The sequence below is a fragment of the Paraglaciecola sp. 20A4 genome (assembly GCF_011378905.1).
Lineage (GTDB): Bacteria > Pseudomonadota > Gammaproteobacteria > Enterobacterales > Alteromonadaceae > Paraglaciecola.
The window spans coordinates 474,865-490,782 of record NZ_WTPY01000001.1 but is presented as its reverse complement, the minus strand read 5'-3'; the positions used below and the strand labels follow the sequence as shown (position 1 = coordinate 490,782).

General features: G+C 43.4%; 11 protein-coding genes. 3 read left to right on the top strand and 8 right to left on the bottom strand.

What is annotated here, in order from left to right:
* Positions 1-55: 55 nt before the first annotated feature.
* The 4 genes from GQS54_RS01970 to GQS54_RS01955 form a co-directional block, all read right to left on the bottom strand.
* Entirely contained in the window at positions 56-3,190 is a 3,135-nt protein-coding gene (locus GQS54_RS01970) for an efflux RND transporter permease subunit (RefSeq protein WP_166422315.1), read from the bottom strand.
* The gene (locus GQS54_RS01965) at positions 3,190-4,338 is read right to left on the bottom strand and encodes an efflux RND transporter periplasmic adaptor subunit (protein WP_166422314.1); all 1,149 of its coding nucleotides are present in this window, start codon (positions 4,336-4,338) and stop codon (positions 3,190-3,192) included. Before GQS54_RS01965 ends, GQS54_RS01970 begins: the two co-directional genes overlap by 1 nt.
* Positions 4,339-4,586: 248 nt before the next feature.
* On the bottom strand, positions 4,587-6,593 hold the full coding sequence (locus tag GQS54_RS01960; protein ID WP_166422313.1) for a RecQ family ATP-dependent DNA helicase: 2,007 nt from the start codon (positions 6,591-6,593) through the stop codon (positions 4,587-4,589).
* 192 nt (positions 6,594-6,785) lie between these two features.
* The gene (locus tag GQS54_RS01955; protein WP_166422312.1) at positions 6,786-8,573 is read right to left on the bottom strand and encodes a PLP-dependent transferase; all 1,788 of its coding nucleotides are present in this window, start codon (positions 8,571-8,573) and stop codon (positions 6,786-6,788) included.
* Positions 8,574-8,846: 273 nt separating this feature from the next.
* Between GQS54_RS01955 and GQS54_RS01950 the strand changes: the two genes are divergently transcribed.
* Complete coding sequence (locus GQS54_RS01950) at positions 8,847-9,824, top strand: GGDEF domain-containing protein (protein WP_166422311.1); 978 nt, start codon at positions 8,847-8,849, stop codon at positions 9,822-9,824.
* A gap of 110 nt (positions 9,825-9,934) precedes the next feature.
* Positions 9,935-10,327, top strand: coding sequence for a DUF2750 domain-containing protein (locus tag GQS54_RS01945; protein WP_166422310.1), 393 nt, complete (start codon positions 9,935-9,937; stop codon positions 10,325-10,327).
* Positions 10,328-10,350: 23 nt separating this feature from the next.
* Here GQS54_RS01945 and GQS54_RS01940 read toward each other — a convergent pair whose 3' ends face one another.
* The gene (locus GQS54_RS01940; RefSeq protein WP_166422309.1) at positions 10,351-11,031 is read right to left on the bottom strand and encodes a UPF0149 family protein; all 681 of its coding nucleotides are present in this window, start codon (positions 11,029-11,031) and stop codon (positions 10,351-10,353) included.
* A gap of 82 nt (positions 11,032-11,113) precedes the next feature.
* On the opposite strand from GQS54_RS01940, the gene GQS54_RS01935 reads away from it, so the two are divergent.
* Positions 11,114-11,740 carry a MarC family protein gene (locus GQS54_RS01935; RefSeq protein ID WP_166422308.1) on the top strand — a complete coding sequence of 209 codons (627 nt, stop codon included), beginning with the start codon at positions 11,114-11,116 and terminating at the stop codon, positions 11,738-11,740.
* A gap of 209 nt (positions 11,741-11,949) precedes the next feature.
* On the opposite strand, the gene GQS54_RS01930 is transcribed toward GQS54_RS01935, so the two are convergent.
* Genes GQS54_RS01930 through GQS54_RS01920 form a run of 3 tightly spaced genes read right to left on the bottom strand, consistent with a single transcriptional unit; the run spans position 11,950 to position 15,908 of the window.
* Complete coding sequence (locus GQS54_RS01930) at positions 11,950-13,077, bottom strand: PatB family C-S lyase (protein ID WP_166422307.1); 1,128 nt, start codon at positions 13,075-13,077, stop codon at positions 11,950-11,952.
* 20 nt (positions 13,078-13,097) lie between these two features.
* Complete coding sequence (locus GQS54_RS01925; protein WP_166422306.1) at positions 13,098-13,487, bottom strand: response regulator; 390 nt, start codon at positions 13,485-13,487, stop codon at positions 13,098-13,100.
* A gap of 60 nt (positions 13,488-13,547) precedes the next feature.
* Complete coding sequence (locus GQS54_RS01920; protein ID WP_166422305.1) at positions 13,548-15,908, bottom strand: DNA polymerase II; 2,361 nt, start codon at positions 15,906-15,908, stop codon at positions 13,548-13,550.
* Positions 15,909-15,918 lie beyond the last annotated feature (10 nt).

Here is a 15,918-nt window from a genome sequence, read left to right as displayed (position 1 = left end):
AATCGAACATCTGAGCATTTATTTTACTTAACCTCAGATGCTTTGCTTAACGTTGTTAATGCTGTTCCGATGATGCCATAGACGCAGCCATCGTGCGAGACGCTTTACGCTGTTCACTGTGCGCTTTTAAAGCCAGTAAGCTAGGTGTTAGCACTAATGTTAACAACGTCGCAAATGCTAAGCCACCAGCTACCGCAGTAGCTAATTGCGACCACCACTGCGTAGAGGGTCCACCCACATCCACATTACGACCGATGAAATCGATATTGATTTCAGCCACCATTGGCAGCAAACCAAGTATGGTTGTTACAGTGGTCATCATTACCGGACGCAAACGTTGCGCCCCGGTTCGCAAGATAGCGTCTGTTGCGCTATAGCCCTCTTTACGCAAAATATTATAAGTATCAATCAGCACGATGTTGTTATTCACTACTATACCCGCCAGCGCTATTACACCAATACCTGACATCACTATGCCAAACGGTTTTTGGAAAATAGCTAAACCTAAGAACACACCTACAGTTGAGAACAACACAGCACTTAGGATCAAGAAGGCTTGATAGAAACTATTAAACTGGGTGACCAAGATAATCGCCATCACAAACAAGGCTATTAAAAAAGCATTCACCAGAAACGTTTCAGATTCTGCTTGCTGTTCATTTTGTCCTTTGACGATTAATGACACTCTGGGGTCAAGCTCTAAATCAGGCAATTGAGCCTGCAGTTTAGGTAACTCGATACTAAGTAACTCACCTGGCGCCATATTAGCCTCGACGGTTATCACCCGCTCACTGTCAATGTGGCGAATAAGATCTGTTTTTGGTTGAGCCTGACGCTGCACAAAATTACTGATGGGCACCATGCCAGTAGATGTTTTCATACGTAGCTCATCTAGCTTGCCAATAAAGCGCGACTCAATCGGGTAACGTACTCGAATATCCAACTCATCATCTACATCATCGGGACGATACTCGCCAATTTTCAAACCGTTTGTCACAAATTGTACTGTACTACCCACTAAAGTCGCGTCTGCACCAAAGCGTGCAGCATCACTTCGATTAACTTTTAGTTGCCACTCAATACCCGGCTGAGATGCCGTATCGCTAATAGACGTAAATTTATCATTATCATCCAGTGCATGACGCACTTTTAAAGCGGCTTCATTTAATAATTCAGGATAACGGGACGACAATTGAATTTGCAGATCTTTACCTGATTGTGGACCATTCTGGTCGAGGGTAATTTCAATCTCTAGCCCAGCAATATTAGACAGACGTTCTTGAGTTTCTTTCAGTACTTCGTCTGAATGCGGTCGTAGGTGCCAGTCGACTAAGTTTAGGCGTAAATAACCGATTTGGTCTCGTCCTCCTGTGCGTGCATATAAGGTTTCAATTGCGTCCATATCAATCAGCCGATCCTCTACTTCTTGCACTATGATGTCTTTTTCATAAATAGACATATCTCCAGAAGAGCGCACGGTGACATTGATACCACTGCTGTCCACTTTTGGGAAAAACTCTAAGCCCAAGCCGGATGCAAAATAAGCAAAAAATGATAATCCGGCGACAAAAAATGCAATCATCAACACTTTCCACGGATGGCTAATCGCTTTAGATAACAAACGTACATAGCGTCCAGTAAAGCCTGTGAGCTGGGTTAAATCACCACTTTCGGCAAGTAACATTTGCTGCTTAGCGTGAGCTGAGATCGTTTGTGGCTTCCCAAATACCGAGCCTAAGGTAGGCACAAATACGAGTGCCATCAGCAAAGAGGCAGATAGCACTGCGATAAGCGTAAACGGTAGATACTTCATAAACTCGCCCATCATGCCAGGCCAAAACATCAGCGGTGCAAAAGCAGCAAGTGTGGTCGCTGTTGACGCAATAATAGGCCACGCCATACGTTGAGCAGCTTTCAGATAAGCTTGCTGTTTATTCATCCCCTCGCCCATACACCTATCGGCGTATTCGGTGACCACAATCGCACCGTCCACCAGCATGCCTACCGCCATAATCAGCGAAAATAGCACCACGGTATTTAAGGTGTAACCAAACATGGCGATGATTAAAATGCCGGTCAAAAACGATCCGGGGATCGATACACCGACTAAAATAGCGGTGCGTAGCCCTAAGATAGCGACGATGACAATCGCCACTAATATGACCGCACTAGACACGTTATTTTGCAGATCCCCAAGCATCATGTTCACGTCAACACTTTGGTCGCCCGTGTAGCTCACATAGACACTACTTGGCCAGATAGCCGTTTGCTGGGCGCCTTCTATAAGTTCTTTAACATGCGCAACGGTCTCAAGCATGTTCTCACCCGGGCGCTTCTTAACCTCTAGGGATACCGAATTGTCACCGTTTAAACGAGCAAAGCTGGTAGGGTCTTTATATGAACGCCTGACTTGCGCTACATCTTGAAAGGTTATAACTCGCTCGCCAACCACCTTAACCGGTTGCTCCATCACATCTTTTACAGACTCAAACACCGAGGGTACTTTTACCGCAAAGCTGCCTTTACCATTATCCATGGTCCCGGCTGGTACTAAACGGTTATTACGCGACAGTAGATTGAAAATGTCATTTTGATCTAGCCCGTAAGATTCCATCAGTAACGGGTCAACGACGATTTCAACGATATCTTCTCGGTCGCCACCTATGTCTACTTCAAGCACCTCACTTAGGCTTTCTAAGCGATTTTGTAGCTCTCTAGCCACCGTAACTAATGCGCGTTCTGCCACCGGTCCCGACAATACCACTGTGATGGCTGCTTGCTGGCCGGCCATTGTCACTTCATGAATGGTAGGTTCTTCAGTTTCTGAGGGTAATTTAGCCCGAGCCACGGTCACCTTGTCTCGCACATCGGCCAAGGCATCTTTTGAATCTAAGCCTGCAATAAACTCAAGAGTGATATTAGCGAAGCCTTCCCCTGCGGTGGCCTTCATCTCTTTTACCCCGTCGATAGAACGTAATTCTCGCTCCATGGGCTTGACCAACATACGCTCGGCATCTTCAGGTGAAATACCATCGTGCACGATTGACACATAAATAAAGGGGATAGGTACGTCTGGATTTGCTTCCTTAGGTATATTGGTGTACGTGGCCGCACCAGCCACAATTAACAGCACAAACATCATCAACACGGTACGGCTATGGGTCAGCGCCGCTGCAATTAGGTTATTCATTACTGAGACTGCTCGGTTTTCGACTGAACATTATCTTTTGGCTGCGGATTAGGGCTGTTGTTATCCACGTAAACCACATTAACCTTATCACCGTCACGCACAAATCCATGTCCTAGGGTTATAACATCTGTGATTTCGCCCATACCGGCAAGCCATACCCCCTGACTATCACTTTTTACAATATCAATAGGAATAAACTTAACATGTTCGTCGACCACGGTTTTCACGCCAATATTTCCTGCTTCATCAAGCGCCATAACAGAAGGCGTAATGCGCACCGCCATTGTGGTTTTTAAGGGTACTGATAATTCGGTGCTCATACCTGCAAGATATCGATTGTTAGGATTCGCGACTGCAACCTCTACTTTAAACGTATTGGTACCCATATCTGACACGCTAGATACATAGCGAATTTTGCCATAAAGCGTTTGACCTGAAATCATGCGACCTGTTGCTTCTTGACCTAACGTGAGCGCTTGCACGTCAGTCTCGGTGACATCCGCAGCAATAATAAGCGGATTTAAATCCACCAACATAGCCACTTTATCACCGTCTTTGAGCAAATCACCCAGTTCAACATTACGCTCGTTTACGATCCCGTCAAATGGCGCACTCAACGTCGATTTTGATAAGGCCAGCTCTAATGTGCTGACTTGCGATAGTGCGAGTTCTAGATTAGCTTGGGCCTGCGCTAAATTAGATTTTGATTGGTAACCCTTTTGCCCCAATGATTTTGCCCCTTCAAGTTCAATCTTTCGCTGAGCTAGTGTAGATTTTGCTGATGTGAGGCGATTAACTAAATCACTTGTTTCAATATCAATTAGTGGCTCGCCTTGTTTGACACTTTGCCCTTCTGTCACATAGATTTTTTCAACTAAGCCGCTAACTTCACTGCGTAGCGTGACCGACCGGTTTGGCTCGGTGCGCCCGTACAAACTAATCTCTCGGGTAATGGGCTGAGCGTTAACACGCTCGACCCTAACACTGACCAAACCTGCCTCACGGTGCTTAGCATCTTTACGTGCCTGTGCGTCACTGTCTGGTTCTGCAAATAACATTCCTGATGCCACCCATAACGTTAATATGACTAAAATGACCAATGCAATCCAATATGGCTTTAAACGAAGGGTGTGCATCAACTTTGACATGGAATTTCCTATACGACGAACGCTTGATATGGGTGATTAACTAAAAGCATACTCTAGGGTAGCATTAGCCGTGAAGAGTAAATGTTAGCGACATGTAAGTAGATTGTTTTTATTGTAAATTCAGTAACAAGTTATGTACTTTGTGATGTTTTTACTCACATTTATGGGCTTTATACAAATACTTAATTGAGTGATATTCCCCTAACCCGATACTGTTGCCTTCAAAAATAGCCTGTCGAAAGGTATGACTAAACCTGTTCCAATATTTGCGATACCGCCTCTTTTACCATTGCATATCTGCTTTTTTCACACAGGGCGAACCCTGCTAATTGACGGATTTTAAGTCGCGTAAAGAGCGGCATGCTCATCCCCGTTAAAAATCGGCAGTAAGTATCAACATTAAGAACATAGTTAACCTTCCCTGCGATATGCTTAGCCAGTTCTTGCATGGCCTCTGCCACCGCTAATGGATCAATTTCAGGTACAACGTTCGTCACTTGAAAGTGGGCTACTTGTCCGCGGCAGACACTACAATGTCCACATTTTTGTGGCGCATTTTGATCATCAAAGTAACGTGATAAATTATGACTCAGGCATTTATCTAATTGAAAAAAACGTACCAACATCGCGATCCGTTGCAGCTCTTTTTGTTCTTTATCAACAAAGTACGCATGCAGTTTTGCAGCTAGTTGAGGCTGATCAAGTTTATCAACATCAACCTGAAATACTTCGGTCATTTGTTTGGTTTGTAATTCAATTAATTGGTTTTGTTGCAGATACTCTAACGCGGCAACGACCCTAGCACGTTCATTGCCAGTTTCTTGAAATAAAGTATCAAATTTAAGACTTCCCCAGATTTTCTTAAAATCTGTATGCTGGAAGACGCTTTCTAAAAATATTTGGCGAGGGCTATCAAATCGCGCTAATACTTCCGCCTTGTCCCTGAGAAACTTGTAGCGTACATCGGCAAAATAAGCATATTGAGGACGCACCACACCAAGTAACTCTAACTGCACCAGCAAGGTCTTTAACGGTAATTGACGAATATTGCTCTGAGTAGATAAGCCATTAATCTGCAGTTCCCATTGGCTCCCTTGGCTAAACTCGGTTGTATTGTTGCTTTGAACTAATTGTGTGCCCTTGCGGATATCGTCCAGCACATATTGTATTCCTTGCAACTCAGGCGTATCGCCATAAACAAAGTTTTCCACCGTGTTTAGACCATCCAGATTACCCAAGGTAATACAATGTGAAAGTTGACCATCGCGACCTGCTCGACCAATTTCCTGACTATAGTTTTCAATAGATTTAGGTAAATCGTAATGCACCACAAAACGAATATCTGATTTATCAATCCCCATACCAAATGCAATAGTGGCAACCACAACTTGGGTCTTTCCCGCCATAAAATCTTGCTGCACCTGCTGACGTATATCATCCCCAAGTCCGGCATGATAAGCCTTAGCAGAGAGACCATTTGCCGCCAGTCTCTGAGCTACTTGTTCCGCACTATGTTGCAGGGTGACATACACAATACCGCAACCTTGTTGGCGACTCACAATTTGCAAAAGTACCTGATCTTTTTGTCGCTCGGGCGTTGCTAATATCTGTAAATCTAGATTTTCACGATAGAAACCCGTTTGCACTATATGTTCAGGTAAAATAGCAAAGCGTTTAGCCATATCTATTTTAACTTTTTTAGTGGCCGTAGCAGTAAGTAGTAATACCAATGGAATATTCAGTTGTTGGCGATAATCAGGCAACTTAAGATAGTCAGGCCGAAAGTTATGACCCCACTCTGAAATACAGTGGGCTTCATCAATCACTAACATAGAGACAGCGACACTGTCGATAAACTGGCGAAAACGTTCGTTCTTGAAACGTTCTACAGACACCATCAGTATTTTGATTTCGCCGCTGCGCACCCGTTCCATCGTTGTGCGCAGCTCATCAGCACTGAGAGTTGAATCAATACTGCCTGAAGCAATACCTTTGGACTGTAAAAATGCGAGTTGATCTTTCATTAACGCCAGTAAGGGCGAAACGACTAACGTTAAATGAGGTAAATGCAGCGCACAAAACTGGTAACAAAGAGATTTTCCAGAGCCTGTGGGGAAAATAGCCAACGAAGACGCACCAGTCAGCAATTGATTAACCACTTGCTGTTGTCCACCGCGAAATGCACTGAAGCCAAAGGTAGTCAAAAGACTCGCGTGCTGAGCTTGTGGATTATTGGCGATATCATTGTATTGCATGGCGTGTTCCTTTGGCCTTCGAGCACTTTCGTCCATGAGGCATTAAATATTAACGCCGGCCAAACCATGAAAAGAAAACGAGCGACAATATTTATGTATTTATATCAAGAGTCGCTCAGTATAGATAAAGCCAACAGGGATTTCAGCCCTATTTACCTGCCCAGCATGCACAAGTACTGCTATATTTCCTAGCTATCCAATCCATTCTTGCATCTTTCCCAACGATGCTTGTTGTTGGTGCATAACCCGAGTGGCAACGTCAGTGTATAAATTATCAACTTGTTCCGCGGACATAAAACGTTCACTGAAGCCAGTGTAAATTGGGTCTAGGTGTAACCGCGCCGTGTTTATTAAATGGCCTATTAACGCTTTCACATTATCGGTACCCATCGCCACGCGCATAGTGGTGAGGTAAATACCACTTTTTTGCTGATTTTCGGCATCTAATTCAGAATGTGATGTTAGCGCAGGGCATAAAATAATGGTGTTACTTTGTCCAATACTTACCTGATGGCTAAACGCGGGCTCTAAAGCATCAAAAAAACGTACAAAGGTATCTCGGTCGATATCGGCCTCTTGCATATCCATGGTAAATAATGGACAAGGCCAACCATGACGCATTTGACTGGAACGCAGCTCGCTATTCGGGTGGCCTTTAATCGCGTGGCAGTTTACGTTCAACGCTGGGTGCGATGCCATAAAGTGACTAAACACTTGCGTGTTGATGACCTTTTGCAACATACGCATTTCCAGAGTTTTCATACCGTTAAGTACATCAAAGGCTTTTTCTGAATCTAAGAACGCGCCTTTAATGTAATACACATCCCAGAACATCGTTTTTGACCAGTCGTAACCATTAACACAATCGCCCTTGGCCTGAAACATCCGATACCCTTGGCCAATCACAACACCAGCGGTAGTTGCACCGCTGCCACATATGTCTTTGGTATAACTGTGTACCACATAGTCCGGACGCTCTTCTTCGTCTATTCGTCGCAGCGGTTGGTGCAATATAGGCGTTGCTAAGGTCGAATCGAGCATCACCAAATGCCCAGACTTGTGGCTAACTTTACAGATGCCCGCAATATCCAGCACATAACCATGTGGATTGCATGGGGATTCAAGGTAAACATGCAGGGCTTTATCTTTCAGGCGATCACTATGTTTACCTTTTGTTGTGTTTAAAAACGCATTAAAGGCTTGGGTGGAATAACCGTCAAACCATTCTAACTGAATATCAAGACGATTCTCTCGGGCAAAATAATCGTGAAGTAATTGATATACCCCACCATAAACATTGCGGGACACAATCAGCACATCGCCATGGCTTAGCACGTTTGACAACAACGCATCTATGGCGGCCATACCTGAATTAAAATTCCACGCTAAGTAATCTTGTGCATAAGACCCAGCTTCTAAATCGACAATGGCATTGGCCAAAGAAATATTAGTTGGATTTAATAAACGTGAATAAATCTGATGAGTGGACTCTTTACCCTGAAATGCATCGTCTACCCATTCAGTGCATGCATAAACATAGGTTGCTGTGCGCACCACCACTGGGGTCGCAGAAAATAGAGCAGTGACATTGTCGAATAATGGGTAGTGATGCTTTGACAACCCCGATCCACCTTGGTTGGTCATACTTTGATAGGTCGCTCTGAAAGGATTTTGCAACGTGTCTAACACTTTAGCAATTTGAAAAGATAAGAATTTTTTAGCATTGAAATAAGCGACCTTATCCGGATGGGCAAGTTGGCTAAGTGTCTCGTTAGTGACCTTCCATAATTGATTTACATCAGCCTGAGCATGGTACAAATGGCTAGCTGCTTGGAATAAAGCTTGCCCATATTCGCTGTTGCTATCGATACCAAAATGCTGCAGTTGCTCATGCGTGAGCGCATTTATACTGTTTGCCTTTGAGGTATTACGTTTTGGTGAAAGTAATTTAGCATGCTCAATATACTCGTCGCTGTGCATAAGTTTGATTATTCCTTTTACAAATAAGTGAAATAACCATAAACCAAATTAAAATAGTTATTAATCACGCAAGTCCAAATTTAATTTTGAAAATTAGCTAATAATGGAATGAAAACGTTACTTAATTGTTAATTTAGTTAGATTTCCGTATTTCTGGAATGTAGATAATAACTCGTATAACGAAGGTTAAGCTGGCAATAAAGATGAAGCCCATTAGTATGTGGTTATAGCTTCTAGCCACTTATTTCGTTTTAGAAGGATGTGTAGGGCGCGATGAAATACCAAAAACGCTCCTCTGAAGAACAGATTGTTTTGTCAATTAGTGCGGCCGCATCTCTGTGCATCCTGCCCTTTTTAGTTATTCGAATTTATAACGAAGATTGGTCTATCGCATTATTAGATTTTGTAGCTGTGGCAACCACCGCAGGTTTATTTGGGTACGTTTATTTCACTAAACGCACCCTGTTCGCACGTTGGGTACTATCGATAATCTGCATCGCCATTGCCTCAGGCACTATTTGGCTAAAGGGGCCTGATCAGATTGTCTGGATTTACCCGGCCATCATTTGCCTATTCTTTATTCTTCCGCCTAGTTTGGCCGCATTGCTTTGCGCTATAAATATTGTGCTCATTGGTTATTTACTGCCAGCTGAGATGAGCGTGATTGAAAACGCACGCTTTTACTTTTCAACGTTAGTTACCTTTATTTTTAGCTATGCTTTTGCAGATCGTATGCTTTATCAACAAGCCCAACTGCAGATATTGTCATTTAAAGACCCCTTAACTAACGCCGGTAACCGCAGGGCTATGGAAGAGAAGTTAATCGACTTGCTTAAAGAGCAACGTCAACAGCCGCCGGAGAAAAAAGCCTGCTTGTTATTGATTGATTTAGATGAATTTAAGAAAATAAATGACAAACAAGGACATGCTTGTGGCGATGATGTACTGAAACAAACCGCTGCGCTTATCGAACATATACTGACCCCGGAACAATGCTTATTTCGCTTTGGGGGCGAAGAATTCGTGGTGCTGGCCAGCAACAATATTGAACAGTCTATTACTCTTGCCGAAAATATTCGACAAACAATAAATGACTTCCCTTTTGAGCAAAATGTACGCTTAACCGTGTCCATTGGCTTGGCCGAATACCAATACGACGAAACAGGTTTAGAATGGCTAGCCCGTGCCGACATAGCCATGTACCAAGCGAAATCTGCTGGGCGAGATTTATGCTGCCTGGCCGCCTCGTAGCTTGCATACTATATTTGTAGTCTGGTTTGGCCTTTCCAAGCGCGAAAGCCATTGGTATCGGCTTACCCATCAGTTAAGATCACACTTTATGTCAATAATAGGTACTTTGTATGACCCAGGTTCTCGATCAAGACAGCATCGCCAAAATTGAACGCTACACCCCAGAAGAACGTCTGCGCTATTTAATAAAAGAAGTGGTCAGTCAAAAGCAAATCTGGATACTGACCGATCAAGACGGCTGCGTCATGTTAAATACCGAAGATGAAGACTGTGCGCCAGTTTGGCCCAATAAAGAATTTGCGCAATCATGGGCCACAGGCGAGTGGCAAGATTGCGAGCCAAAAGCAATTAGCTTAGACAAGTGGTACGCCAGCTGGACATCAGGCTTAGAAGAAGACGATGTATTTATTGCGGTATTTCCTAACCAAGACGAAGAAGGCTTGATTATTTCCCCACAAGAACTTGATTACGAGTTAAAGCAGAAAGCTAAAAAAACAAACTAAAAAATATCTAGTGGCTATTTTTCTCAATCTTTAACGTTACTGGTGGGCTGACTAAAGGTTTCAAACTGATTGGGTAAGTACTCAACTAATTGTCCTGAAAGACCCACATAGGTTTTTAAAGCCGGCTCTAAAGATAAAAAAACCGTGGGCAGCAAGTTAACAAATTGCTCTTCATTACTGCGTTGTTGCGCTTGCTGATAAGCCAAAGGTAAATCAGCAAAGGTACTGAACATAGTCAAACAATGCGTTAAGTTTTTGCTCGCCAATGTCATGTTTTGTGGGCTGCGTTTCTGCATTTTTTGCCATGCATTATTCCATATACCTTCGAGCTGGCTATGACCAGTTAGTACTCCGCTGCACCATCTGGATAAGGGCAACTCGCTGCTCTTATGAAGGTCTACATGTTGGGGCGCACAATAGGTTTTATCTAACACAACCAAATTATCACGCATCAAGCGTAACTGGTGCTGCAACATGGCCATCAACAAATCGGTTAACTTGTCGGCGGTAGCAGTGTCAGGCAATTGACCGTGCTGGCGGAAAATCCATGGTAACCACGTTTCAGGCATAGGAATTTCAGGGGCGCTCGCAACGGCAAAAACTAAACCTTTTAAGTAGTCCACGTTAAACAACACATGGGTTAGCGTTTCACTTTGGCAAAGATTGTTGAGTTCTTTTTCTCGAGAAAATTCGTTTGATGTCATCAGGCAGTTAATCTCATTCTATTGGTAAATCATTATCTGTAATATAATTGCTAGGCACAATACAACAATATATAAGGTTAAGATGAATCCATTACTTGAGCATGCTTTATTGGTTTTTATGGCGTTTTTTGCCATTATGAATCCTGTTGCTAACACGGCTGTCTTTTTTGGCTTGGCGGGTGATAGAAGTAAGATTGAACAGCGGAAAATTGCCACAAAGTCACTGCTTATTACCTTTTTTATTATCTTGCTATTTGCGGTTTTAGGAAAATCTATTTTTCACTTGTTTGGCATAACACTACCTGCATTAAGGATCACCGGGGGGATTTTGGTCTTTATTATCGGGTATCACATGCTTCAAGGCTCAAACTCGAAATTACATACTGCGCAAGAGAATTCCGATACTGATATAACCGTGTCGCCTCTTGCCGTTCCTTTGCTGGCCGGTCCAGGAACCATAGCAACCGCCATGAACTATTCGGCAGCCGGAGGCTGGATGGAAATTGCCACCACACTCGTTACGTTTTCAGTTCTGTGTTTTATTACCTTCTTTTGTTTTATTTATAGTTCGAAAATACTTAACGTCGTCGGCGAAAGCGGTGTTGGCATAGTCACCCGCTTGATGGGGCTCATTCTGGCGGTAATAGGCGTTCAAATGTTAGTAGATGGCCTAAATGCTGCGATTATTATTTCGTCCAAAGTGAGTTGAGAAATTGATCTGAGATGCGAACCTAATCTCCCATTGAAGCCTATCAGCTTGTATTTTTATCAGGTTTGTTAGTAACAGAGGGAGAGTTTCAATTTATACAGGTTATAAGAATAAAGTCTCGGGTAATAAAAAGGCGCTGCCCTTCATTATGGGATGAAGGAGTTAGCGCCTTTTTAATATTTATCGCTAAACGGCTGGATAAAGCCGTTTTACTTTTTAAGACACGCTATGGCTTGTTCTAATTGAGAGCGCGGGCAACCAAAGTTAATACGTACAAATTGTTTGTCGCCAAAATCAATACCTGCCGAAGGGCCAATGCCCTTCTCTTCAAAGTAGGCTTGCGGGTCAGCTACGCCTAGACCACTGGCATCTATCCACGCTAAAAACGTAGCTTGCGGGGCAAGAACGCGCAGCCCTTCAATTTGATTAATTTGCTCTACCAAGTAATCCCGGTTGCCGCGTAAATACTCTAATTGCGCTGATAACCAGTCATCACATTGTGTAAAAGCAGCTTGCGTTGCAGCTAATCCCATTACATTAACCCATGGGACTAATCCTTGTGCAGCCTGATTAAAACGCTGACGCACCTTGGCATCAGGAATAATCGCAAATGATGTCCCAAGGCCTGCCACATTAAACGTTTTACTGGCCGCCATTAAGGTCACAGAGTTATCTTTTGCTGCCGTTAATTTACCTGCAGGGATATGCTTAGCCTGAGTATCTAGAATCAAATCACAATGAATTTCATCAGAACACAACATAACGTTATTCTGAGCACAAATAGCTGCGATACGCGTTAACTGTGCTTCGTCTAGCATGCTGCCAACAGGGTTCATAGGGTTGCATAAAATGAATAACGTGCACTTAGGATCTTTTGCGTGTTTTTCAAGCACATCAAAATCGAGCATCCAACGGCCATCTACTTCAACGGTTGGCACATCCGCCCGCGTTAGCCCATGTAATTTAGGTGCTGCAAGCATTGGCGGATAATTAGGCGTTTGCACGATGACTTTGTCACCGGGCTGACAATATGCTTTACAAGCCACGTTGAAAGCTGGCACCACGCCTGGGGTCCACACTAACCAATCTGGTTCAATCTGCCAATCGTATTGCTTCTTCATCCAATCAATAACGGCCTGATTTGCACCTTCAGCGTGTGCGGGCAAGGTGTAGCCAAGTAAACCATGCTCAGCACGAGACTTAAGCGCATCGATAATCGGTTCGGCACAGCGAAATTCAGTATCGGCTATCCACATAGGCAGAATATCTCGACCTTTGTAGCGTTCCCATTTATAGGCATTTGAGGGGGTTCTATCAATAATGTTGTCAAACTGCATAATTAAAAAAATCTCTTTGTTTAAGCTTGGCTAATTTTATCTAGTAGCACAGAAAGTTTCTGGGTCAGGTCATCTGAACTGAAGGGCTTAGCAATAAAGTCGGTCACGCCCAAACGCTTAGCGCTAATCACTAAGTCTTTTGTTGGGACCGCGGTAATCATTAGGAAAGGACAATTTAGTGATTTGGAGCGCAATGTTTCTAATATTTTGATACCGCTGACACTGGGCATTTGCCAGTCACAAATGACTAGGTCTATGCGCTGGGCATCCTCAGTTAATAAAAAGGCATTGGCTTTTATACTACTTGAAAAAACTAATATTTCACCGCTTACAAGCTCATCGACTATATGCTCGAGCAACGTAAGCGTAATATCGTCATCATCAATTATCAATACATTTACGGCGTGCACGCTTACTCCCTTATTTCCTAAAGCGCTGAAAATACTCACTATTACCAACGGTGATCTAGCTTACTCAAATAATCCGAGTTGAGCACTGGTTATGTCACTAAATGATAGCCCGATAAAGGGTAAAATACTCTCAGCAATAGGTCTTATTTGCTTATCGATATAGTGTTCATAGTCTAACGCACTGCTTTGATATTCAATAGGTTGTGCGCCATTTAAGGTAATAACATACGCTATTTGCCCTTTATGCTGGTAGCGAAGTGGTTTATTGCGTTGTGCATTATGTTCATCAGCCAACCGCGCAGCCTTAACATGAGGTGGAATATTTTTGACATACTGCGATAGAGGGCGTCTTATTCGTTTGTGATACACCAATTGCTCATCAAGCTCCCCATTGCGTGTTTGCGCAACCACCTCCCTAATGTAGGATTTCACATTTTTATCGGCAAACACCCTTTGATACAGCGCTAATTGAAACGCCTTGGCCATATCGGTCCAGTCAGATCGTACCGACTCTAAACCTTTAAAGATAAGCTCGTCTTCATTGCTCTTATTTAGTTTGAGCCCCGCATAGCGTTTTTTGCTACCCAGTTCAGAGCCTCGAATTGTCGGCATTAAAAAACGACTAAATTGGGTTTCAAACTCAATTTCAAGATAACTTTCTAGCTGATGCTGTTCAGTGATATTTTGCGTCCAGCGCCGATTTATTTCGCGCTGTAATTCTGTGCCCACGGTATGCCCTTGCGCGGCTTGCATGTCGTCACCTAACCACACGAATATGGAATCGGTATCGCCATAGATAACACGATAGCCGAGATCTTCAACCCAACGAGCTGTGGTTTGCATAATTTCATGACCGCGCAGTGTTATAGAGCTAGCCAATCGAGTATCGTAAAACGGGCAACCACCTGAACCTAGCACACCATAAAATGAATTCATTAGAATTTTAATAGCTTGGGAACGCGCCCCATCCTGATCCCGCTTTGCAGTATCACGTTGTTGCCACAAAGATGTAATAATATCGGGTAAAAAGTGCTGTTCGCGGCTAAAAAGCGCGTCTTTGAAGCCTTGAATTGCCTTTTCTGGCTGGCGTAATCCTTCCACTAACCCTAACGGGTCAATCTTAAAAGTACGGATAATTGATGGGTACAAGCTTTTAAAGTCCAGTACCAGTACATTGCGATACAAGCCAGGCTGCGAGGTCATTACATAGCCACCTGGACTTGCTAAACCTCCGTCGACAGGACGATTAGGTGATATATATCCAGCGCGATGTAATTTGGGTAAGTACAAGTTTACAAACGCAGCGACCGACCCTCCGACTCGATTTAATTCTAAACCCGTCAATTGGCTGCGCAGGGTAAGAAAGTCCAATACTTTGGTTTCAGCAAAAATATCTAAAACCAACTGACAGTCTTGTAAGTTGTATTCCGCCAATTTTACTTTGTCGTGTAAAAAGTCATATTTAATTTGCGCTAAACGGTCATCTACATCTTCGCTCAATTTACCTTTACCCAGCAAGGCTTGAGCAACAAACTCCAAGCTAAAGCTGCTAAATTGATAGGTGGCGGTTTTGAGCGCATCAATACCATCAATTACCACTCGACCTGGCATACTGATGTACCCTTGATTCACTTCATTAGGGGCATCACGCCAATAAACCGCTTCATTTCCGCGTCCTAACGTTAGCTTTAAACCGCAACGCTGGGCACGCTCGATAAGCAAACGAAAGTCAAAATTGACCACGTTCCAACCAATTAAAATATCTGGGTCTAGATGCTGTACCTCATGAATAAATTGTTGAATAAGCGTTTTTTCGTCATCTAACCATTCAATCCAAGCAGGCCCTTCTTGAGCTTCACCGATCATCAGTACTTTTTGGTAATCAGCGCTGGCTAATCCAATGGAGTACAGTTCCCCGCGCTCGCTACATTCGATATCGATCGACAATAAAGAAAAAGTAGGTGTGTACTGAGCAGGTTTTAATTGGCTGTTGGTATAGCTAGGGTAAACACCTGTATCTTGCTTATGCCCAATAATATCCGCACTGCCGTATATAAAGCGCTCCATAAGGTAGCGATCAGCTAAGCGAATATCGGCTTCATAGCATTTTACACCTTGAACTCGTAAGCGCTCTTTTGCCGCATAGGCTTGCTGTGTCCGTGAGAAATATACGGCGCAAACACTTTGTTGGTCGAAGCGCTTTAGCGGTAATGCTTTAAATGAGCTCGGTATATCGCTTTGCGCTAAAATATTTTGCACTTGAGCAGTATCTTGCTGACTAATAAAAAACAGCGCTTGTTGAGCCCCAGTAATGACTTTAATTGGCCCATCAGCGCTAACCAACCAAAATTCAAGGCGGCTTTTACCAGCCATATCCCGTTGATCCGAGGTAAGAATAAATCCTCGATTTGTATTTCCCATAATATGCTGG